General features: G+C 64.5%; 23 protein-coding genes and 1 pseudogene. 8 read left to right on the plus strand and 16 right to left on the minus strand.

Annotated elements, in window-relative coordinates; all coding sequences use genetic code 11:
- Positions 1–56: 56 nt before the first annotated feature.
- The 4 genes and pseudogenes from IEC33019_RS17110 to IEC33019_RS27860 all read right to left on the minus strand — a co-directional run.
- Complete coding sequence (locus tag IEC33019_RS17110; protein WP_070093269.1) at positions 57–974, minus strand: biotin-dependent carboxyltransferase family protein; 918 nt, start codon at positions 972–974, stop codon at positions 57–59.
- Positions 971–1,666 carry a 5-oxoprolinase subunit PxpB gene (gene pxpB, locus IEC33019_RS17115; RefSeq protein ID WP_070093270.1) on the minus strand — a complete coding sequence of 232 codons (696 nt, stop codon included), beginning with the start codon at positions 1,664–1,666 and terminating at the stop codon, positions 971–973. Before pxpB ends, IEC33019_RS17110 begins: the two co-directional genes overlap by 4 nt.
- The gene (locus IEC33019_RS17120; RefSeq protein WP_070093271.1) at positions 1,663–2,442 is read right to left on the minus strand and encodes a 5-oxoprolinase subunit PxpA; all 780 of its coding nucleotides are present in this window, start codon (positions 2,440–2,442) and stop codon (positions 1,663–1,665) included. The genes pxpB and IEC33019_RS17120 overlap by 4 nt, the downstream gene beginning before the upstream one ends.
- Before the next feature lie 9 nt (positions 2,443–2,451).
- Positions 2,452–2,538 (minus strand): annotated as a pseudogene (locus tag IEC33019_RS27860) (hypothetical protein); the annotation flags it as partial.
- Positions 2,539–2,722: 184 nt separating this feature from the next.
- Between IEC33019_RS27860 and IEC33019_RS17125 the strand changes: the two are divergent.
- On the plus strand, positions 2,723–3,634 hold the full coding sequence (locus IEC33019_RS17125; RefSeq protein ID WP_070093272.1) for a LysR family transcriptional regulator: 912 nt from the start codon (positions 2,723–2,725) through the stop codon (positions 3,632–3,634).
- 110 nt (positions 3,635–3,744) lie between these two features.
- Here IEC33019_RS17125 and IEC33019_RS17130 read toward each other — a convergent pair whose 3' ends face one another.
- Genes IEC33019_RS17130 through IEC33019_RS17140 form a run of 3 tightly spaced genes read right to left on the minus strand, consistent with a single transcriptional unit; the run spans position 3,745 to position 5,571 of the window.
- Entirely contained in the window at positions 3,745–4,266 is a 522-nt protein-coding gene (locus tag IEC33019_RS17130; RefSeq protein WP_070093273.1) for a DUF2937 family protein, read from the minus strand.
- Positions 4,267–4,278: 12 nt separating this feature from the next.
- Positions 4,279–5,052 (minus strand): class II glutamine amidotransferase, encoded by a 774-nt coding sequence (locus IEC33019_RS17135; protein WP_070093274.1) that lies wholly within the window; start codon positions 5,050–5,052, stop codon positions 4,279–4,281.
- A gap of 15 nt (positions 5,053–5,067) precedes the next feature.
- Positions 5,068–5,571 carry an MFS transporter gene (locus IEC33019_RS17140; protein WP_070093275.1) on the minus strand — a complete coding sequence of 168 codons (504 nt, stop codon included), beginning with the start codon at positions 5,569–5,571 and terminating at the stop codon, positions 5,068–5,070.
- Between the two features lie 109 nt (positions 5,572–5,680).
- Here IEC33019_RS17140 and IEC33019_RS17145 point away from each other — a divergent pair, with 109 nt between their 5' ends.
- The gene (locus IEC33019_RS17145) at positions 5,681–7,723 is read left to right on the plus strand and encodes a S9 family peptidase (protein ID WP_070093276.1); all 2,043 of its coding nucleotides are present in this window, start codon (positions 5,681–5,683) and stop codon (positions 7,721–7,723) included.
- 41 nt (positions 7,724–7,764) lie between these two features.
- On the opposite strand, the gene IEC33019_RS17150 is transcribed toward IEC33019_RS17145, so the two are convergent.
- Entirely contained in the window at positions 7,765–8,049 is a 285-nt protein-coding gene (locus IEC33019_RS17150; protein ID WP_070093277.1) for a hypothetical protein, read from the minus strand.
- Positions 8,050–8,182: 133 nt separating this feature from the next.
- Here IEC33019_RS17150 and IEC33019_RS17155 point away from each other — a divergent pair, with 133 nt between their 5' ends.
- The 3 genes from IEC33019_RS17155 to IEC33019_RS17165 all read left to right on the plus strand — a co-directional run bounded on the left by IEC33019_RS17155 (position 8,183) and on the right by IEC33019_RS17165 (position 9,506).
- Positions 8,183–8,554, plus strand: a complete 372-nt coding sequence (locus tag IEC33019_RS17155; RefSeq protein ID WP_070093278.1) for a YajD family HNH nuclease — start codon at positions 8,183–8,185, stop codon at positions 8,552–8,554.
- 70 nt (positions 8,555–8,624) lie between these two features.
- Complete coding sequence (locus IEC33019_RS17160) at positions 8,625–9,095, plus strand: RNA methyltransferase (RefSeq protein ID WP_070093279.1); 471 nt, start codon at positions 8,625–8,627, stop codon at positions 9,093–9,095.
- 129 nt (positions 9,096–9,224) lie between these two features.
- The gene (locus IEC33019_RS17165) at positions 9,225–9,506 is read left to right on the plus strand and encodes a YgaP family membrane protein (RefSeq protein WP_070093280.1); all 282 of its coding nucleotides are present in this window, start codon (positions 9,225–9,227) and stop codon (positions 9,504–9,506) included.
- Positions 9,507–9,607: 101 nt separating this feature from the next.
- Here IEC33019_RS17165 and IEC33019_RS17170 read toward each other — a convergent pair whose 3' ends face one another.
- Together IEC33019_RS17170 and IEC33019_RS17175 are read right to left on the minus strand one after the other, a co-directional pair.
- Positions 9,608–10,816 (minus strand): hypothetical protein, encoded by a 1,209-nt coding sequence (locus tag IEC33019_RS17170; protein ID WP_070093281.1) that lies wholly within the window; start codon positions 10,814–10,816, stop codon positions 9,608–9,610.
- Between the two features lie 48 nt (positions 10,817–10,864).
- Entirely contained in the window at positions 10,865–11,314 is a 450-nt protein-coding gene (locus tag IEC33019_RS17175; protein ID WP_070093282.1) for a YcgN family cysteine cluster protein, read from the minus strand.
- A gap of 144 nt (positions 11,315–11,458) precedes the next feature.
- Here IEC33019_RS17175 and IEC33019_RS17180 point away from each other — a divergent pair, with 144 nt between their 5' ends.
- Positions 11,459–12,052, plus strand: a complete 594-nt coding sequence (locus IEC33019_RS17180; RefSeq protein WP_070093283.1) for a nitroreductase family protein — start codon at positions 11,459–11,461, stop codon at positions 12,050–12,052.
- 82 nt (positions 12,053–12,134) lie between these two features.
- On the opposite strand, the gene IEC33019_RS17185 is transcribed toward IEC33019_RS17180, so the two are convergent.
- From IEC33019_RS17185 to IEC33019_RS17205, 5 genes are all read right to left on the minus strand, one after another.
- Positions 12,135–13,067 carry a D-2-hydroxyacid dehydrogenase gene (locus tag IEC33019_RS17185; RefSeq protein ID WP_070093284.1) on the minus strand — a complete coding sequence of 311 codons (933 nt, stop codon included), beginning with the start codon at positions 13,065–13,067 and terminating at the stop codon, positions 12,135–12,137.
- 77 nt (positions 13,068–13,144) lie between these two features.
- Positions 13,145–13,438 carry a YcgL domain-containing protein gene (locus IEC33019_RS17190; protein ID WP_070093285.1) on the minus strand — a complete coding sequence of 98 codons (294 nt, stop codon included), beginning with the start codon at positions 13,436–13,438 and terminating at the stop codon, positions 13,145–13,147.
- Positions 13,438–14,568, minus strand: a complete 1,131-nt coding sequence (rnd, locus tag IEC33019_RS17195) for a ribonuclease D (protein WP_070093286.1) — start codon at positions 14,566–14,568, stop codon at positions 13,438–13,440. Before rnd ends, IEC33019_RS17190 begins: the two co-directional genes overlap by 1 nt.
- Before the next feature lie 79 nt (positions 14,569–14,647).
- Positions 14,648–16,291 carry a phosphoethanolamine transferase gene (locus IEC33019_RS17200; protein WP_372340655.1) on the minus strand — a complete coding sequence of 548 codons (1,644 nt, stop codon included), beginning with the start codon at positions 16,289–16,291 and terminating at the stop codon, positions 14,648–14,650.
- A 151-nt stretch (positions 16,292–16,442) separates the two neighbouring features.
- Positions 16,443–16,811 (minus strand): 5-carboxymethyl-2-hydroxymuconate Delta-isomerase, encoded by a 369-nt coding sequence (locus tag IEC33019_RS17205; RefSeq protein ID WP_070093287.1) that lies wholly within the window; start codon positions 16,809–16,811, stop codon positions 16,443–16,445.
- A gap of 118 nt (positions 16,812–16,929) precedes the next feature.
- Between IEC33019_RS17205 and IEC33019_RS17210 the strand changes: the two genes are divergently transcribed.
- The gene (locus tag IEC33019_RS17210; RefSeq protein ID WP_070093288.1) at positions 16,930–17,163 is read left to right on the plus strand and encodes a YdcH family protein; all 234 of its coding nucleotides are present in this window, start codon (positions 16,930–16,932) and stop codon (positions 17,161–17,163) included.
- Between the two features lie 112 nt (positions 17,164–17,275).
- Here the strand turns inward: IEC33019_RS17210 and IEC33019_RS17215 are convergent, their stop codons facing one another.
- Positions 17,276–18,460: a trans-sulfuration enzyme family protein gene (locus IEC33019_RS17215; RefSeq protein WP_070093289.1), complete on the minus strand. Its 1,185-nt coding sequence runs from the start codon at positions 18,458–18,460 to the stop codon at positions 17,276–17,278.
- A gap of 156 nt (positions 18,461–18,616) precedes the next feature.
- Here IEC33019_RS17215 and IEC33019_RS17220 point away from each other — a divergent pair, with 156 nt between their 5' ends.
- Positions 18,617–19,075, plus strand: a complete 459-nt coding sequence (locus tag IEC33019_RS17220) for an Lrp/AsnC family transcriptional regulator (protein WP_070093290.1) — start codon at positions 18,617–18,619, stop codon at positions 19,073–19,075.
- Positions 19,076–19,152 lie beyond the last annotated feature (77 nt).

Here is a 19,152-nt window from a genome sequence, read left to right on the forward strand (position 1 = left end):
GAGTGCCCGGGGGGCCGCTGTGCGGCCCTTTCGCGGCACAGCAGCCTTCAGAAACCTCAACGCCAACGCCGACCGTAAGCCTGCTGTTCCCGCCAGGCCTCATCCTGCACCACCGCCCTGAAGCGTACCACCGCCCCGGGCAGGCACTGCGCCAATTGCGTCAGCGCCAGTGGCGTCAACGCTCCAAGCCGCGGATACCCACCAATGGTCTGCCGGTCGTTGAGCAGCACGATCGGCTGCCCATCCGGCGGCACCTGCACTGCCCCCAGCGGGATGCCTTCGGAAATCATTGGCGCCCCCTGGTAAACCAACTGCGGCCCCAACAGGCGAATGCCCATGCGATCGCCGCGGCTGTCCAAGGTCCAGTCTCGGTTGAACGCCTCGAACAGGCTGGTGCCACTGAACGCGCCGATCTGCGCGCCCACCACCAAGTCCAGCGTTGGTGTGTGCGAATAGACCGGGCGCAGCGGATCCGGTACCTCGCGCAAGGCCGGCGAGCCCTCGGCGAACTGCAGCACCTGGCCTTTGCCGAGCGCCGAACCTTGGCCATCGACACCCCCCAACCCCTCGCGGGCCACCGTCGCACAACTGCCCAGCACCGCTTCTGCCTGAAAACCGCCAGGCGCAGCGAGGTAGGCCCGAGCACCGTGGCGCGGTTGACGCAGGCTCAAGCGCTGGCCCTTGGCGAGGCGGAAACTGCGCCACGGCTGCACGGGCTGGTCGTCCAGACGCGCGTCCAGATCGGCGCCTGTCAGGGCCAACGTACAGTCCTGGTCGGCCACTACGCTCAAACCGCCCAAGGTCACTTCGACCACCGGCGCATCCAGTGCATTGCCCAGTAACCAGTTGGCCCAATACATCGCCACCCAATCCAACACCCCGCCCTGGGTCACCCCCAGGTGGCGCACGCCGAAGCGCCCGGCATCCTGCAACTGGCACAGCGCGGTGCTGGCCTCGATCGTCAATCGATTCATGCCTGGGCCTCCAACGGGCTGTCGTCGCCGCCCAATGCCATGAATTGCTCGTGAGACACCGCCACGAAGCGCACCCGATCACCCGGCTGCAGCAGGCTGTAGCCCTCACGTGCGTGGTCGAACAAGCGCACCGGGGTGCGCCCAATCAGGTTCCAGCCGCCCGGCGAAACGGCCGGGTAGGCAGCGGTCTGGCGCTCGGCGATGCCTACGCTGCCCGCCGCCACGCGCTTGCGCGGGGTACTCAGGCGCGGGCTGGCCAGGCGTTCGTCCACCAGCCCCATGAAGCCGAACCCCGGCGCGAAGCCGAGGGCGAACACCGGATACTCCCGCTCGCTGTGCAGGCGGATCACCTCGGCTTCGCTCAAGCCGCTGCGGGCCGCCAGCACCGGCAGTTCTGGCCCGACGCTGGCGTGGTACCACACCGGAATCTCGTGCCGACGCCCAGCATTGCCCGCATCCGGCTGCAACCCCGCCAGTGCTTGACCGATCAGCGCCCGCGCCTGCCCTGGCGCCTGTTCGAACTGCACCATCAACGTGGTGTAGGACGGGACCAGGTCCACCAGACCCGAGCCGAAAGCCGTGCGCAAGCGCTGGCTGGCGGCCAGAATCCACGGCATGTTGGCCTCGTCGATGACGTCGAACAGGCGCACCATCAGGCTGTCGATGGCCACCACCTCGATACGTGGATTCATCGCTGCACCAAGGCATCGAGCGCCTGGCGGATCTGCCGCACGGCTGCCACGGAGCTGTCGTTGTCGCCGTGTACACAGAGGGTGCTGGCATCCAGACGCACGGCACTGCCGTCATCGGCGACCAACGCCTCGCCACGGGCCAGGCGCAGGGCCTGCTCGATCACCAAGGTCGGGTCGTGATGCACCGCGCCGGGCAAGCGCCGGGACACCAGGTGACCGCTGGCGGTATAGGCCCTGTCGGCGAAGGCCTCGAACCACAGCGGTACCCCGATCGCCTCGCCCAGGGCGCGCGCAGCGCTGTCGTCGGCGGTGGCCATGAGCATCACCGGCAAGCCCGGGTCATAGGCCGCCACGGCCTCGAGCACCGCGCGCAGTTTGAGCGGGTCGGCCATCATGTCGTTGTACAGCGCGCCGTGGGGCTTGACGTAGGCCACGCGGCTGCCCAGCACTTTGCAGATCCCATCCAGAGCGCCGATCTGGTAGTGCAGCAGGTCGCGGATCTCATCGCTGCTGCAGGCCATGGAGCGGCGCCCGAAACCGACCAGGTCCGGATAGGCCGGATGGGCGCCGATGGTCACCCCGTGCTTCAGTGCCAGGGCCACGGTGCGGCGCATGGTGCACGGGTCCCCTGCGTGGTAGCCACAGGCGATATTGGCGCAATCGATGTAAGGCATCACCTCGGCGTCCAGGCCCATGCGCCAATTGCCGAAACTCTCGCCTATGTCGCAATTGAGTAGCAGGCGTTTCATCGGTCGAGCTCTCTTGTCGTTGTTCATGTGTCCACCTTACCGTGCCTGGAGTTCTTTGCCGCGTGTTTCAGGCAGGCTCAGGGCCGCAAGGATCACCACGCCATAGGACACTGCGGCAAAGGCAAAGGGGCCGCTGGACGGCGGGGGGGATACCTGCGGCATGCCGGTTGGGTTCATGATTGCCTCGGCTTGTTGGTATTGTTCTACGGGCGACGTCTTGCGTCGCGGCCTGGGCATCATTGTCCAGAGGCTGCGCGCCAGGCGTCCAACGATAAAAACCGTCGGTCTGGAACAAGAAAAACTGATCATGAACCTTCGCTTCCTCGAAACCTTCGTCTGGGTCGCCAGGCTCAAGAGCTTTCGTCTCACCGCAGAGAAGCTCTTCACCACCCAGGCCTCGGTGTCCAGCCGCATCGCCGCTCTGGAGGCAGACCTGGGCGTGAAGCTGTTGCTGCGCGATTCGCGCGGGGTCAGCCTGACACCGGAGGGCAGCAAGGTGCTTGAATATGCCGAGCGCATGCTCGATACCGCCAAGGCCATGAAACAGTCGCTGGACAGCGACCGGACCAAGGTCGGGCGGATCCGCATCGGGGTGATGGACACGGTGATCCACACCTGGATGAGCGCCTTGGTGGCCGAACTCACCGAACGCTACCCGCAGGTGGAGATCGAGCTGGTGGCCGACACCGCACTGAACCTGCGCGAGCAGCTGCAAAAGGGCTTTCTCGATGTGATCCTTCAGACCGATCTGCTGCGCCAGGAGTCGATCCGCAGCCTGGACCTGGCACGCTACCCCATGGGCTGGATCGTCGCCGCAGGCTCGGCCCAGCAGCGTGACTACGCCTCGCTCGCCGAGCTTGCCCACGAGCGCATCGTCACCTTCTCGAAAAATTCGCGCCCCCATCAGGAAGTCCTGAGCCTGCTGCAGGCCGCCGGCGCCGAGACACCTCGTCTGAACTGCCTGAATTCGGTGGCAGCCATCACCCGCCTGCTGCGCGATGGCTTTGGCATCGGCGCCCTGCCCCCGGCGCTGGTCGATGCCGAACTTGCCCGGGGCGAGCTGGTGCTGCTCGGTGGGTTGCAGCCGCCGCCGAGCCTCGAACTGGTGGTGGCCTGGCAGACCGGTGTGGCGTTGGTGGAAGAAGTGGTGAGCCTGTGCCGGCAGGTGCTGGAACGCTATGCGCAGGATGCAGGGGAGCAGCGGATCGTGCTGGTCTGAGCCGACTGCAGTGATTTCTTCGCGGGTAAACTCCACAAGGACCGCGTAAGTCTTAAGAGCGACGCGAGCCCGGTGGGAGCCTGCGGGCCGCAAAGCGGCCCTAATGGATCCTAGCGCCAGCTCTCTCTGACCGCCTTGCGCCGCCCGCCAAGCACCACCCAACCCAGCCCGACCAGCAGGCTCTCGACCACCAGCGCCAGCACGAACCCAGCGCCCAGGCCCCAGCCAATGGCCTCGGGCACCAGCAGGATCTGGTAGCTGTAGCCGTTGAGGGTTTCTTCCCGCAGTTGCGGATCGGCCTGCACCAGCACATGCCAGGTTCGGCTCAGCCATGGGCCTTGCAGCGCTTGCCACTCATTCTCCAGCAACTGGTTGCGGATCAGCAGGCTTTCGATGCTGTTGGCATCGCTGTTGAATACCGGATCATCGCTGGTGCGGTAATGGCGGATGAGGGCTTGCAAGTCACCTTTGAAGAAGCGCTGGGCGGTCTCCTCGAAACCCGAGAGCGCCTCGCGCGACTCGAACAGGTGCGCCTCGACCCGCTGGCTGTAGTCCTTGATCAGCCCCGGAACCTGGAGACCGACCAGCAAGCCGACGGTGAACAACAGCAACCGCAGGTAACCTCTGAACATGCAATGGCTTCCCTAGCTCTGCCCGTGAGCAATGCACTCGCCATGCCGCCACAGGGCCCATTGACCCGGCTCGTAGCGGTGCCAGGTCTCGTTTTCGGTCAGGGCCTCGGTGGCGATCACCGTGACCACATCGTTGGGGGTGGTTTCAGCCTGGAAGTCGACGTTCAGGTCGAAGTCCTTAAGCCGCGCCGGCCCGAACGGCGCACGCCGAGTGATGTGCACAAGCTTGGTCGAACAGAAGCAGAACAACCAGTCACCGTCGCTCAGCAGGCAGTTGAACACCCCCAGGCCGCGGTAGCCGGCACAGGCTTCGACCAGCACTGGCAGCAGCTGTTCGATTTCGACCGGTTCCGGGAAGGCCTCACGCACGCGGTTGAGCAAATCGCAAAAAGCCGCCTCGCTGTCGGTGTCGCCCACGGGGCGGTAGAACGTGGTCCGGCCACGGAAATCGCCCAACTGACCGTTGTGTGCAAAGCACCAGTTGCGCCCCCACAGCTCACGTACGAACGGGTGGGTGTTGGACAGGCACACCTTGCCGACGTTGGCCTGGCGAATGTGGCCGATGACCACTTCGCTCTTGATGGGATAGCGCTGCACCAGGTTGGCCACTTCCGACTCGCTGCTCGCGGCCGGGTCCTGGAACACCCGCAGGCCACGCCCTTCGTAGAAACCGATGCCCCAACCGTCGCGGTGCGGGCCGGTACGCCCACCGCGTTGCATCAGGCCGGTGAAACTGAAGACGATGTCGGTGGGGACGTTGGCACTCATGCCTAGCAGTTCGCACATGCTCGATGCCTCTGCCTACAAACGTGGCTCGACCCGGCCACGGCCAGTGCCAGCAGGCGCTGCCGGCAGCGGGTCGTCGCGGTAGCGGTCGCGACGGTCGGCGGCGACCGGCGCATCGACCATCACCTGCTCATCCTCGGCGGCCTGGCGCTTGGCGGCGGCATCGGCGTTGGCCCGACGCTCGCGGGCGCGTTTTTCCAGCGGCCAGCGCACCACCACGAACAAACCGTACAGGACGAAGGCGATCAAACCATACATGGCCAGGTCCGAGACGGCGCGCCAGGCGTTGTTGCCGACCTTGAAGGCCACGTCCAGGGCCGTGATGGCGATGGCCGGCGCGAAGCTTTCCTTGACCGGATCAACGATGGTGGGCGTCAGCAGCAGCACCGCCAGGATCACCCGCAGCGGTTCGCGCAGCCAGCGCCACATCCAGCCAGTGAGCTTGAAACCCACCCACAGGCAGCCCAGGGCGGCAAGGGCGTACAGGCCCCAGGCGAGCGTATAGTCGTTCTCGGTCATGGTGTTCGTGCAAGCCAGGTAAAGAGACGCCTATGATAAACACTTTTGGACCGTGACGCCCTCTTCACGGGCAATCCCGTACGGGCCGCCCCTTGCCATGAGACTGCCAATGCCCAACACGCCCCAGCCGCCCATTGCCCACGCCGACAACGCACCCGATCCGTACGCCTGGCTGCAGCAGCGCGACACCCCCCAGGTGTTGGACTACCTGAACGCGGAAAATGCCTACCAGCAGGCCTGCCTGGCCGACCAGGTTCCGCTGCGCGAGCAGTTGTTCGAGGAAATCAAAGGCCGCATCCTGGAAACCGACCTGTCGCTGCCCTCCCCCTGGGGCCCGTATCTGTATTACACCCGCACCACCGCAGGCGACGAATACCCGCGCCATTACCGTTGCCCGCGCCCGGCGGACGACAGCAATACCGTCGATGAAAGCCACGAAGAACTGCTGCTCGACCCCAACGTGCTGGCCGCTGGCGGCTTCCTGGCCCTGGGCACCTTCAACGTCAGCCCCGATCACCGTCTGCTGGCCTACAGCCTCGATACCAGCGGCGATGAAATCTACACCCTGTACGTCAAGGACTTGACCAGCGGCGCGGTCACCCCCCTGCCCTTCGAGGACTGCGACGGCAGCATGACCTGGGCCAACGACAGCCGTACGCTGTTCTTCGCCGAGCTGGACGACACCCACCGCCCTTGGCGCCTGCGCCGCCACACCCTCGGCGAAGCTACCGCCCAGAGTGTGTTCGAGGAAGCCGACGGGCGGTTCTTCCTGCATTGCTACCGCACCAGCTCCGAGCGCCAGCTGGTGCTGCTGCTCAACAGCAAGACCACCAGCGAAGCCTGGGTGCTGGACGCCGCAACTCCGCAAGCGGCGTTCACCTCCCTGGCGCCAAGGGTCGAGGACCACGAGTACTACCCCGACCACGGCCAACTCGACGGCCAGTGGCGCTGGTTCATCCGCAGCAACCAGGACGGTATCAACTTCGCCCTGTTCCAGGCGCCGGCCGAGCAGGTGCCGACCCGCGAGCAATGGCAAGTGCTGGTCCCGCACCGTGACGATGTGATGCTCGAAGGCCTGAGCCTGAACGCCAGCGCCTTGACCTTGAGCCTGCGCGAAGGCGGCCTGCCGATCATCGAAGTACGTCCACGCGATCTACCGCCCTACCGCGTCGAACTGCCAGATGCCGCCTACAGCCTGTACGTCCAGGACAGTCTCGAATTCATCAGCTCGCGCGTGCGCCTACGCTACGAAGCACTCAACCGACCGGCCCAAGTACGCCAGCTGGACCTGGCCAGCGGCGCCCAGGCCGTGCTCAAGCAGACCCCAGTGCTGGGAGAGTTCGACGCTGACGACTACGTCAGCCAGCGCCTGTGGGCGGTGGCCAAGGACGGCACCCGGGTGCCGATCAGCCTGGTGCGCCGCCGGGAGGATCTGGACAAGTGCGTGCCGCTCTATCTCTATGGCTATGGTGCGTACGGCGAAAGCCTCGACCCTTGGTTCTCCCACGCCCGCCTGAGCCTGCTGCAACGGGGCGTGGCCTTCGCCATCGCCCATGTGCGCGGCGGCGGTGAGCTGGGTGAGGCCTGGTACCGGGCCGGCAAGCAGGAGCACAAGCAGAACAGCTTCGATGACTTCATCGCCTGTGCCGAACACCTCATCGCAGAGGGCGTGACCGACCGCGAACACCTGGCCATCAGTGGCGGCAGCGCTGGCGGCTTGCTGATGGGCGCGGTGCTCAACCAGCGTCCAGAGCTGTTCCGTTGCGCCATCGCCGAGGTGCCGTTCGTCGACGTGCTCAACACCATGCTCGACCCGGATCTGCCGCTGACCGTCACCGAGTACGACGAATGGGGCAACCCGCAGGAGCCGGAGGTGTACCAGCGGATCAAGGCCTACGCCCCCTACGAAAACCTCAAGCCCCAGGCCTACCCGGCCATGCTGGTGGTCGCCGGCTACAACGACAGCCGCGTGCAGTACTGGGAGGCGGCCAAGTGGGTGGCCCGCCTGCGCACCTGCAAGACCGACGACAACCTGCTGCTGCTCAAGACCGAGATGGGTGCAGGGCACGGCGGCATGAGCGGCCGTTACCAGGGGCTGCGCGATGTGGCGCTGGAGTATGCGTTCGTGTTCAACGAGCTGGGGGTGGTGTAACCACGAAGCCCCCTGGATCCACTCGGGGGCGCGCAGCGGCCCTAGTCTTCTTGCGCCTTGGCCGGCGCCTTGGGCGTATCTGGCTGCAGCCCCGGCAAGGGTTGGTCCTTGCGCGGGCCGGGCAGCGGCATCGGCGGCAGCAGCGGCGCGCCTGGCTGGCTGTCGCCGGCTTTGGGTGGCGTGCTCGGGGTGATCTGGGGATAAGGGGTCGGCGTCGGCGTCCCCGGCGCGCCAGGCACCGACGTGGTGATCCGCGGTTGCTGGCCCGCAGCCTCAGCCAAGGGCGCGACAGCAAGGATCAGTGCGGCGAGGATCGCAGGGAACATCAGCAACCTCCTGTCTAAAACCTACCTACAGGCTATGCCCAATCCAGCGTTTTCGCCTGTCCGAGGACAACACAGGCGCGCTAGACTCAACGGTATAACCGTCATCCGCTTGATTACAAGAAAGGTAATACCCATGAGCTCGGCCTCCACCTCCGCCGCCACTGCCCGCCTCGACCGCATCCTCGCCGACGCCAAGCGCGACAAGGAAATGGGCTACCGCGACAAGGCCCTGAAGATGTACCCGCATGTCTGTGGCCGCTGCGCCCGTGAGTTCTCCGGCAAGCGCCTGAGCGAGCTCACCGTCCATCACCGCGACCACAACCACGACAACAACCCCCAGGATGGCTCCAACTGGGAGCTGTTGTGCCTGTACTGCCACGACAACGAACACTCACGCTACACCGACCAGCAATACTTCAGCGAAGGCTCCACCAGCACCCCGAGCGTTGCCAAGGCGACCCACAATCCGTTCGCCGGCCTTGCGAGCCTGCTCAAGAAAGACTGATCGTCGAATCGCCCCCGTTGCCGCCGGTGAGCCCGTATAATCGCGCTTTTTTTGCGAAGGGCCCCGGCACGTGGCAAACAAACGGTACAGCTGCATCGGCCTGTTCAATCCCAAGTCAGCGGAGAACGTAGGTTCGGTGATGCGCGCAGCGGGTTGCTACGGCGTCAATTCGGTGTTCTACACCGGCAAGCGCTATGAGCGCGCCCGCGACTTCGTCACCGACACCAAGCGCGTGCACTACGATATCCCACTGATCGGCATCGACGACCTGCAACGCATCATCCCCCTGGGCTGCACGCCAGTGGCCGTGGAACTGGTCGAAGGCGCCCGCCCCCTGCCCGACTACACCCATCCCGACCGCGCCCTCTATATCTTCGGCCCCGAAGACGGCAGCCTCAGTGACGAGGTGCGGGCGTGGTGCGAAGAGACCATCTACATCCCCACCCAGGGCTGCATGAACCTGGCAGCCACGGTGAATGTGGTGCTGTATGACCGCCTGGCCAAGGGGCTCAATACCCGCTCCGGGCCCAAGTTCAAATGAACGCCGCCCTTGCAGGGGCAGTGTCTGCTCGCAGTTAATCCCTTGCCAACAGGTTCCGCCTGGCAATCGGACTGAACGGCCAGCAGCCGTAGCGGGTCAGTTGCATACACCCCACACGGAGACCAAGCCATGCGTGATACCCCTTTGCTTGTGCATACCCGCAATGTCCACGGCTGGGAGCGCGCCAGCTCCCTGGCGGGCGGCGCGCTGATGATCGGCAAGGGCCTGCGCCACGGTGGCGCGCTCGGGCTGCTGCAGATCGCGGTGGGCGGCATGGCCCTGGCCCGCGGGATCAGCGGGCACTGTTCGACCAAGGCGTGGTGGCAACGTCACAGGGCGGAATATCTGCGCCTGCGCGACGATATCGAACGCAGCGCGGAGCAGTTGAGGGCGCTCAAGGCCAAAGGCTGAGCTGCCAGGGCCGACGCATTCGCGGGTGAACCCGCGCCCACAGGTTTTCCGCTGCTCTGGCTGTCGTCGCTGGACCTGTAGCGGGTTTACCCGCGAAAAAGTCAGCGTAGGACCTTGCTGTCCAGCACGTCGGAGCGCCGCCCCAGCACGCTCTCGCTGAGCTGGATGAACTCTGCGGTGTTGACGCTGGACAGGCGCATCAACGCGCGGGTGACATCATCCAGCGAGCGTTTGTTCTGGGTGTGCAGGCGGATCTCACGGTCCAGGGCCTGGAGCAGCAGTACACCTCGGGCGACCTGGGCAGTGTCGGCCTTTTCCCCCTGCAGACGCGTGACCTTGGCTGCCTGCTTGTGCAGACGCGCCTGCCAGGCCTCATAACGGTCGTCGCTGATACCCCCTGCCCGGCGCAGCAGCTCGGTCGAGTAGTAGTCCGCCAGGCTTTCGCCGAGCCAGTCGCTGCCCTCGCGGTCGTTGATCTGGGCGAACACCTGAACCAACTCCCGCAGCAAAGGGCTGGCGCCACTCTCACCAATCAAGGGCCGGTTGCTGTGCAGATAGATGGAGTTGCGCCCGCCCAGCGCCCCCCGCCACATCTCATCCCGCGCGCCTACCAACAGCAGCTTGGGCGGATTGCGCGGGAACACGGCCTGCACCTGCGGCCAGACGAAGGTCAATAACGTCAGTGTGTCCATCCGGCGCAAGCCCTGGCCTTGCGGCGCGGCCACGGTGACCTCCGTCTCGCCCAGCCGCGCCCGGCGACTGCCGAGGTTGCCGGCGAGCATCCAACCGGTGGGGCGGTCGAACAGGCGCGAGACATCGTCGATGCGAAACTTCTGCTTGCCGATACGCGGCCAGGCGGTCTCTATGCTCTTCCAGCCGGCTGGCAATTCGAACGCCAGGCGGGCCACCAACTCGGTACCGTCCTGCTGGTCCAGGCGCGCGGGCGGCACCAGCTGATCTCCGCGAAACACCGCCCAATGCGGCGTGATGCGGCTTTCATAGGCGCCGCCCCGGGGTTTCTGGTCGAGCTGCACGCGATAACTGAGCTGGGTCTTGCCCGACGCCGGGCGCCAGATCCCCCGTTCGCCCTGCACCTGCCACTGGCCGTCGGCATGAAAATCGCTGTAGGCGCCGTGCCTGCCCAAGTCGAAGTCCAGGCTGCGCACCACACTGCCATCGGCCAGGGTCAGGTGCACCTCGGCCTGCCCGCTCGCGGGCAGCAGACGCACCTGGTAATCCAGGTCGACCTTCTTGGCCCAGGCCGGCGTGCAGGCCACAAGGCCCAGAACCCACAACAGATGGCAACGCATGCAGAAACTCCTTGTTCCCTGAAGCGAAAGATAAAAAGCGCGGCGTGATCAACCGGCGCGGAAGATGAGGTGGTCTTCCCAGTCGTCCTCATCGACGTCATGCTCACTGAGCATGCGCCCGGACTGGGAAATACGCTGCTCATGCACCTGTTTGCGATCCCCGCAGACCAGGTGATGCCAGTCGGGCAAGTCCTTGCCTTCGCTGACCAGGCGATAGCCGCAGGTCGTGGGCAGCCACTTGAACTGGTCGGCTTTGCCCGGTGTGAGCTGAATGCAGTCGGGCACCTGGGCGAAGCGGTTCGGGTAGTCGCTGCATTGGCAGGTGGTCAGGTCCAGCAGTTTGCAGGCGATGCGTGTGTAGTAGACGCTGTTGTCGTCCTCATCCTCAAGCTTCTGCAAGCAGCACAGCCCGCAGCCGTCGCACAGCGACTCCCACTCTTGCGGATCGAGTTGCTCAAGGGTCTTGCGCCGCCAGAAAGGCGCGGTATCGGCGATCATCACACATGTTCCTGCATTGAACTTGAATCCGCGGCGCGCGGCGGCGCCAGTCTAGAGCCTGTCCCGGGGCAAAGCCAGACCGCTTGTCAGTGCCGATCAGACGCAGTAGCGTGCGCGCTTTCCCGTCCATCTGCAGGAGCACGCATGAGCGCCAACCCACGCATCGCCGACTACGCCATCAACGAGCAGTTCATCAACCGCTGGTCGCCAAGGGCGTTCACTGCAGAGCCGATCAGCGAACAGACGCTGTTGAGCTTCCTGGAGGCCGCGCGCTGGGCGCCTTCGGCCTACAACTCACAGCCCTGGCGCTTCCTGTATGCCCGCCGGGACACGCCACACTGGGCGCGCTACCTGGAAATCCTCAACGAGTTCAACCGCAGCTGGGCGCAACAGGCCTCGGCGCTGGTGCTGGTGATGTCCAAGACCACCTTCGCCGCCCCCGGTGCCAGCGAGGAAAAGCCGGCCCTGTGGCACACCTTCGACACCGGTTCCGCCTGGGGCCACCTGGCGCTGCAAGCCAGCATCAGCGGCTGGCACACCCATGGTATGGCCGGTTTCGACCAGGAACTGGCCCGCGAAGCGCTGAAAATTCCCGAGGGCTATGCCCTGCACGCAATGATTGCGATCGGCAAGCTCGGCGACAAGGCCAGCCTGGCCGAAGCCCTACAGGCACGTGAAGAGCCAAGCCCACGTCGGCCGCTGAGCGAGCTGGCGGCCGAGGGTGACTTCAGCCTCTGATCACCACCCGACGGAAAACGGCATCTGTAGGAGCAGCTTTTCGCGGCGTAAGGCCGCTCCTACAGGTCGTGCGTCGGTCGGTTCAATACCCGCGCGCGAAGTCCACTTCCCCGCGCAATCCCTGCCCTGCCTCATACGCCTTCATGTTCTCGACGAACAACCGCACCATCGCCATAGGCGAGGTGGGCGCCGAGCTGTGCCCGGTCAACAGCAACCCCCAGGCCGTCCAGAACGGATGCCGCTGGGGCAACGGTTCCTGTCGGCAGACATCGATCACCGCACCGGCCAGATGGCCTTGCTTCAAGGCCTCGACCAGATCGGCGTCGACCACCGCCACACCGCGCCCGGCATTGATGAACAGCGCGCTGGGCTTGAAGCACTTGAACAACGCAGCGTCGTACAGATCATGGGTCTGAGGGGTATCCGGCAGCAGGTTGAGCACGTAGTCGGCCTGCGCCACCATGCGCGGCAACGCCTCGAGCCCCGCCACTTCGACGAACGGCGCCTGCTCGCGCGCGCTGCTGGCAACGCCATACAAGGTCACGCCGAACGGCACGAGAAACTCGGCCACCCGCTGGCCGATATCGCCCGTACCGACCACCAGCACCCGACGCCCTTCCAAGGAGCGCCCTGGGCGATCGTCCCAACGGCGCTCGACCTGGCTGACCAGGCGCGCCAGCACGTCGCGTTCGTGAATCAGCATGTAGGTGAGCATGTATTCGGCCATTACCTGGCCGAAGATACCGACCGCACGGGCCAGGCGATAATCGCGCGACAGCCCCTTGGCCAGCAGCGGCGTGATACCGGCCCAGGTGGATTGTATCCAGCGAGGCGCGTGGCCTTGACGCAACAGACTGGCCAACAGGTCGGGCTGGCCCAGCCATACCGGGCAGTCAGGCGCCAGACGCGATAGTTCGGCGGAGTCGCCGCTGGTCACGATATCCAGCTCTGGCGCCGCCTCGCCCAGCAGGCGGGCATAGTTGGCATGATCCTGTTCAGCGATCAGAACGCGCATGTAGAAAACAACCTTGGCAAAGACAAAGGCGGCCCGGTAGACGGGCCGCTTGGCGAACGATGGGGACCGGGCCGGGATCAGGCCGGGTCGTTGCGGCGCAGCAGCTCTTCAGGCAGGTGCTCGATGTAGTCATCCTCGGGCGGCGGCATCTGCAAGTGGTAACCCTGATTGTCGAGGTTCTCCAGGACCTTGGCGATGTCCTCACGGGCCAGCTTGCGCTCGGGGGTCAACACCAGGTCGAAGGCATGCACCGGGGTGCCGAAGAAGGGCATCAGGCCCTCGGGCACACGCTCCAGGCCCTCGGCCTTGAGCACGTAGAGGTACATTTCGTTCTTGCGGGGGCTCTTGTAGATCGAGCAAATACGTTTCATCAGGATTCTCCGGCACCTGCCAGGCTGTCCAGCAGGGCCTGGCCCATGCGCTCGCGACGCCAGCCGCGCAGCGAATCGGGCAGTTGATAGGGGCCATTGGGGAAGCCGCTCTTGAGCAAGGCTTCGAGGGTTTTCTTGCGTAGCATCAGTTCCGGGGCGATACCCAGACGCTCACCTTCGGCCTGGCCGACCGCGCGCAGGCGTTTGAGGATGCCGGAGGCCTCGATCGGCAGCGGCTCGGGCAGGGCTTGGGGCCATTGGTCGGCCGGCAGGCTTGCGGCGCGCTTGATCAGGCCCAGCAGGAACTCACCGTCCTGGCGGATGGTGCGCGGGTGCATGTCGTCGATCCGGGCCAGGGCCGACAAGTTGTCCGGCTGGCTCTTGGCCATCGGCCACAGCGAGTGCTCGCGCAGCACGCGGTTGCGCGGCACGTCGCGGCTGCGGGCCTCACGCTCGCGCCAGGCGCACAGCTCGCGCAGCACCGCCAGTTGCTGCGGCGCCAGCTTCCAGGCGAGCTTCACGTCGCGGTAGAGCGCCTGCGGCTCGACTTCGCGGCGCAGTTGGGCAACCAGCTCGGCGCCGTCTTCCAACACCCAGGCGTACTTGTCGTCCGACAGGCGCGGGCGCAAGGCACTGAACAGCTCGGCCAGGTGCACGGCATCCTCGGCGGCATAGCTGACCTGGGTTTCAGACAGTGGCCGCTGCAGCCAGTCCGAACGGGTTTCTCCCTTGGGCAGCTCAATGCCCAGCACTTCTTGCACCAGGCGCGAATAGCCCATGGAGAAGCCGATATTCAAGTAGCCGGCGGCCAACTGGGTGTCGAACAGCGGTTGCGGCAGCTTGCCAGTCAGGCGCAGGAGCACTTCCAAATCTTCGCTGCAGGCATGCAGCACCTTGACCACGCCGCTGTCTTCGAGCAGATCGGCCAACGGCTGCCAATCGCGAATCAACAAGGGGTCGATCAGAAAAGCCCGGTTGCCTTCTCCGACCTGGATCAGGCCGGCCTTGGGATAGAACGTGTCGACCCGCATGAACTCGGTATCGAGGGCCACGAAGGGCAGCTCGCGCCAGCCCCGGCAGTGTTCGGCCAGGGTCTGGTCATCTCGGATCCAGTGTATTTCGATGCCCACAAGGCTCTCCCACAAATAATGGCGCGCAGTATATACGGCGCGGGCATTAGGGGTGAAACCTGCGCCATCCTTGGTTTGATCAACGGTCGGCTGTCATCCAGGGCCGGCAGCTGGCGAACAGATCCATCGATTGCTGATAGACCTCGGTGCGCACCTGCAACAGGCCAAGCATCGAATGGAACAGGTTGTCCTGGCTCAGCGGCGCGTCGCGCAGGCGGCCCAGGCAGTCGGTGTCGAGGGAGAAATCCTGCCGATAGCTGTCGGAGAACCACACCAGCAGCGGCACATGGCGCTGCTGCTCGGGCGCCAGCATGTAGGGTGTGCCGTGCAGGTACAGGTTGTATTCGCCCAGCGACTCGCCATGGTCGGACAGATAGATCATCGCGGTGTCGACCTTGTCCTGGCGGCTGCGCAAAAGATCGATCAGCGAGCCCAGCACCTGATCCGTGTAGGCCAGGGTGTTGTCATAGCTGTTGACGATGGCCTGCTGGTCGCACTGGTTCAGGGCGTTGCTCTCGCACACCGGGGTAAAGCGCTTGGCGCTGGTCGGGTAGCGCTTGTAGTAATCCGGACCATGGCTGCCCATCTGGTGCAGCACCAGCACGGTGTCCTGGCTCAGGTTGTCGATCAGCTCACCCAGACCCTGTAGAAGGATCTCGTCATGGCACTCGCCATCGGCGCACAGCGTGGGATCCTTGAGATTGCTGACATCGACGAACTGCACCCGGTCGCAGGTGCCCTTGCACCCGGACTGGTTGTCGCGCCACTGCACGCTCAGGCCTGCGCGCTGCAGGATGTCCAACAGCCCTTCGCGGTTCTTGGCCACCCGAGCGTCGTAGTCCTTGCGTGGCATGCCAGAGAACATGCACGGCACCGACACGGCGGTTTCGGTGCCGCACGAATGCACATCACTGAAGGCCAGCAGACCCTGTTCTTGGCTCAGGCGTGGCGTGGTATCGCGTCCATAACCCAGCACACCGAAGTTCTCGGCTCGGGCGCTCTCCCCCACCACCAGCACGGTCAGCGACTTGCGTTCGTGGTGCTGCCAGGCGGCAGTGTCGCGCTTGGCGTCTTCACCGTAGGACTGGAACGGCCGCGCGGCACTGCCCAGGCGTTCGCTGACATAGCCGAAGGAAGCGCCGACGATATTGCTCGGGGTGAGCATCAGGCGGATCTCGTGGTGGTTGCGAAACAGCGACGACAAGCCCTGGTAGTTGACCAGCGCCACCGAGCCCAGGGCCGCCACGCAGGCACCACTGACCACCAGCTTGCCCAACAGCTCGCGATGCCAGGGCCGGTAGGCGATCTTTGTTTTCCACAGCAGCACCGACGGCAGGACGCCGAGCAAGCCGATGTAAAGTGCGAATTTGATCGAGAGCAGGTCGCGCACTTCGGCGACATTGGTCTCGGCCATATTGCGGAACATGCCCGTGTCGATCAGTACGCCGTACTGGTTCATGAAATAGGCAACGCCCGCGCCACTCATGAACAACACGATCAACAGCGGTTTGAGCACGTACTTGAACGCCACCAGCGTCAACAGCAGGTTGAACGCGAACAGCATCAGCACAGCGAAGGCCAGCAGCAGCCACACCCCGACCATGCCGGGGGGCACGACGGATTCCAAGTGTGCCCAGAGCGCGGTATTGAACCCGATCAACAGGTAAAGACTGGCTAGCAACGTGACCCATTCGGCCCGCAGTGTTTTGATGTTCAAGGTGATGTTCGCAGTCAAAAATTAAGATCGGCCCACGCACCTGGCGGGGCACCGGGGAAGTTGGCCGAACTCTAGAAAGCGCACCATCAATATTTTGTGAAAAAGACGCCAACAAAGGGTTGGTTGATATCTTTTTAATATTAAATGAATTTCATTTTTACTTGGCGGCCAGGTGGAGCTTGGCGTAAGGCTCACGCTCGATATCCTGGACCTCCACGCACAGCTGGATATCCAGCCCTTCTCGGGTGGCAATCACATCGCGCAGCACCTCCAGCAGGCTCGCGGACAACTGCTTCTTCACCTCTGCCGACCGCCCGCTGAGAATCGCCAGACGTACATGGGCAAACGCCCGCTCGACCGGTGCGGTGCCCACCCGGTACTGGGCGAAGGCCTGGGCACGGCTCTTGATATCCAGCTCGTCGGCAAACTGACCGCTGCCCACCAGGGTGTGGTTCAGGCGCATCAGCAGCAGATCGACGTTCAGGTCGGCCAGGTTGTCGCTGTATTCCAGGTTCAGATGAGGCATGGCGCGGGTTCCAGGTCATGGCAGGTGGGCCACAGCCTACTCCAGTCCCGCAACCGGGCAAAGGCGACTATCCTCAAGGTTCAGGACTTTTTGCCAACCCCTGACCCGAGGTGAAGAAATGCCAGTCCCGCATGATCTGCTCGCTGACCTGCACATTTCCGCTGACGATTTCCAGGCGCTGATCGACAAGGACCAGACGCTCCATCAACTGCACAAGGAGTACAACGCCAAGGACAAGGAAGTGGTGGCCGCCGAAGGCAACGGTACCGCAGACGAAGCGGTCAACCGCCTGCGCAAGGAGCGGCTGCTGATCAAGGACAAGATCGAACGGATCGTTCATCCCGCCAGATGACCTCCCCTTTAAAATCATTCGCGGGTAAACCCGCCCCCACAGGTTCAGCGCAAGCCAGTGGGGGCGGGTTCACCCGCGAAAGTGCCCAGGCAGTTGACCCAAGCGGTTACCGTCAGACCCCGGCCGATGCCTTGAGCCCGGTATCCAGATCCTCGATCAAGTCGCGGTAATCCTCGATACCCACCGACAGGCGCAACAGGTTTTCGCTGATGCCCATCTGCCCCTTCTGCTCGGGGCTCAGGGAGTTGTGCGACATGGTCCAGGAGTGGTTGATCATGCTCTCCACCCCACCCAGCGAATCGGCCAGGACAAAGATCGACAGTGCCTCCACCAGGCGGTTGACTGCGGCCCGGTCGCCCTTGATCTTCATCGCCACCACCGCGCCGCCGCCACGCATCTGGCGCTTGCACAGCTCATGCTGCGGATGGCTTTCGAGCTCCGGGTAGTACACCTGCTCGACCTGCGGATGCCCTTCCAGGAACTGGGCCACGCGCAGGGCATTGGCACACTGGCGCTCCATGCGCACGTCGAGGGTCTTGAGCCCGCGCAAGGCCAGGTAGCAGTCGAACGGCCCCTGGATCGCCCCCACGGCCATACTGATCCGGCGCAGGCGCTTGAGCAGCTCGTCGTTGGCCGCCACCACCACGCCGCCGATCAGGTCGGAGTGGCCGCCGATGTACTTGCTCGCCGAATGCATCACCAGATCGACACCCAAAGTGATCGGCCGCTGGTTCCAGGGCGAGCAGAAGGTGTTGTCGATGCAGGTGAGGATGCCGCGTTCACGGGCCAGCGCGCATACCGCCTGGATGTCCACCAGGTGCAGCAACGGGTTGGTCGGCGATTCGATCCAGATCAGCTGGGTCTCGGGGCGGATGGCAGCGGCCACGGCCTCCAGGTCGTTCAGGTCGACGTAGGTGGTGGTCAGGCCCGAGGTGCGACTACGGTAGTCCTCCAACAGGCGGAAGGTGCCGCCGTACACGCCGTTCATCACCACCACATGGGCGTCCTTGGACAGCAGCTCCAGCACGGTGGCCGTGGCGCCGACACCCGAAGCGGTGGCGACCGCGCCCACACCCTCTTCCAGAGCTGCGACGCAGGTTTCGTAGGCATGGCGAGTCGGGTTGCTGACCCGGCTGTAGGCGTATTCGGGATGATCATCCAGGCCGCGCTTGATGAACGAGCTGGAGGTGACGATGGCCGGGAAGATGGCGTTGTCGGCGACACTGGTCTGCTCGCCGGCGTGGATGGTACGGGTGGCGAAATTGCGCGGCTTGTTGTCGGACATGGTCGGGTCCATTGACGATGATGAGGGAGGAAGGCGCCACTATGGCATATCCGCTGCCCATCGCCGAGCGAGGGATGAATCTATCGTTGGAGCTGCCTGGCTATTCTCGTGGTTCTCCAAGCGCGCTAATCTCGAGAAACTTTTTCTCAACGTGCGCCCAAGACCGCTATGGACAGTTTCGACCAACACATCCTCACCCTGCTCCAGCGCGATGCGTCCATCTCCCTGAAGGACCTGGCCGAAGCGGTCAACCTCTCGACCACGCCCTGCTGGAAGCGGGTCAAGCGCCTGGAGGACGAGGGTTTCATCCGTGGCCGCGTCGCCTTGCTCGACCCCGAGAAGCTGGGCCTGGGGCTGACCGTGTTCGTCCAGCTCAAGACCCAGCGTCATGACAGCGCCTGGCTCGAGCAATTCGCCAAGGTGGTGACGGGGTTCGAGGAAGTGATGGAGGTGTATCGCATGTCCGGCGACTGGGACTACATGTTGCGGGTGGTGGTGGGCGATATCGCCGCGTATGACCGCTTCTACAAGAAGCTGATCACCAGCACCGACGGCTTGTCGAACATCACCTCGAGCTTTGCCATGGAACAGATGAAATACACCACGGCGTATCCCGTGCACCGATGAATGCCAGGGCCGCTGCGCGCCCCAATCGCGGGACGCCGCGGGCACTGGGGCTGGCGGGGTCCCTGTGAGAGCGGGTT

Source organism: Pseudomonas putida, from assembly GCF_002741075.1.
Taxonomy (GTDB): domain Bacteria; phylum Pseudomonadota; class Gammaproteobacteria; order Pseudomonadales; family Pseudomonadaceae; genus Aquipseudomonas; species Aquipseudomonas putida_T.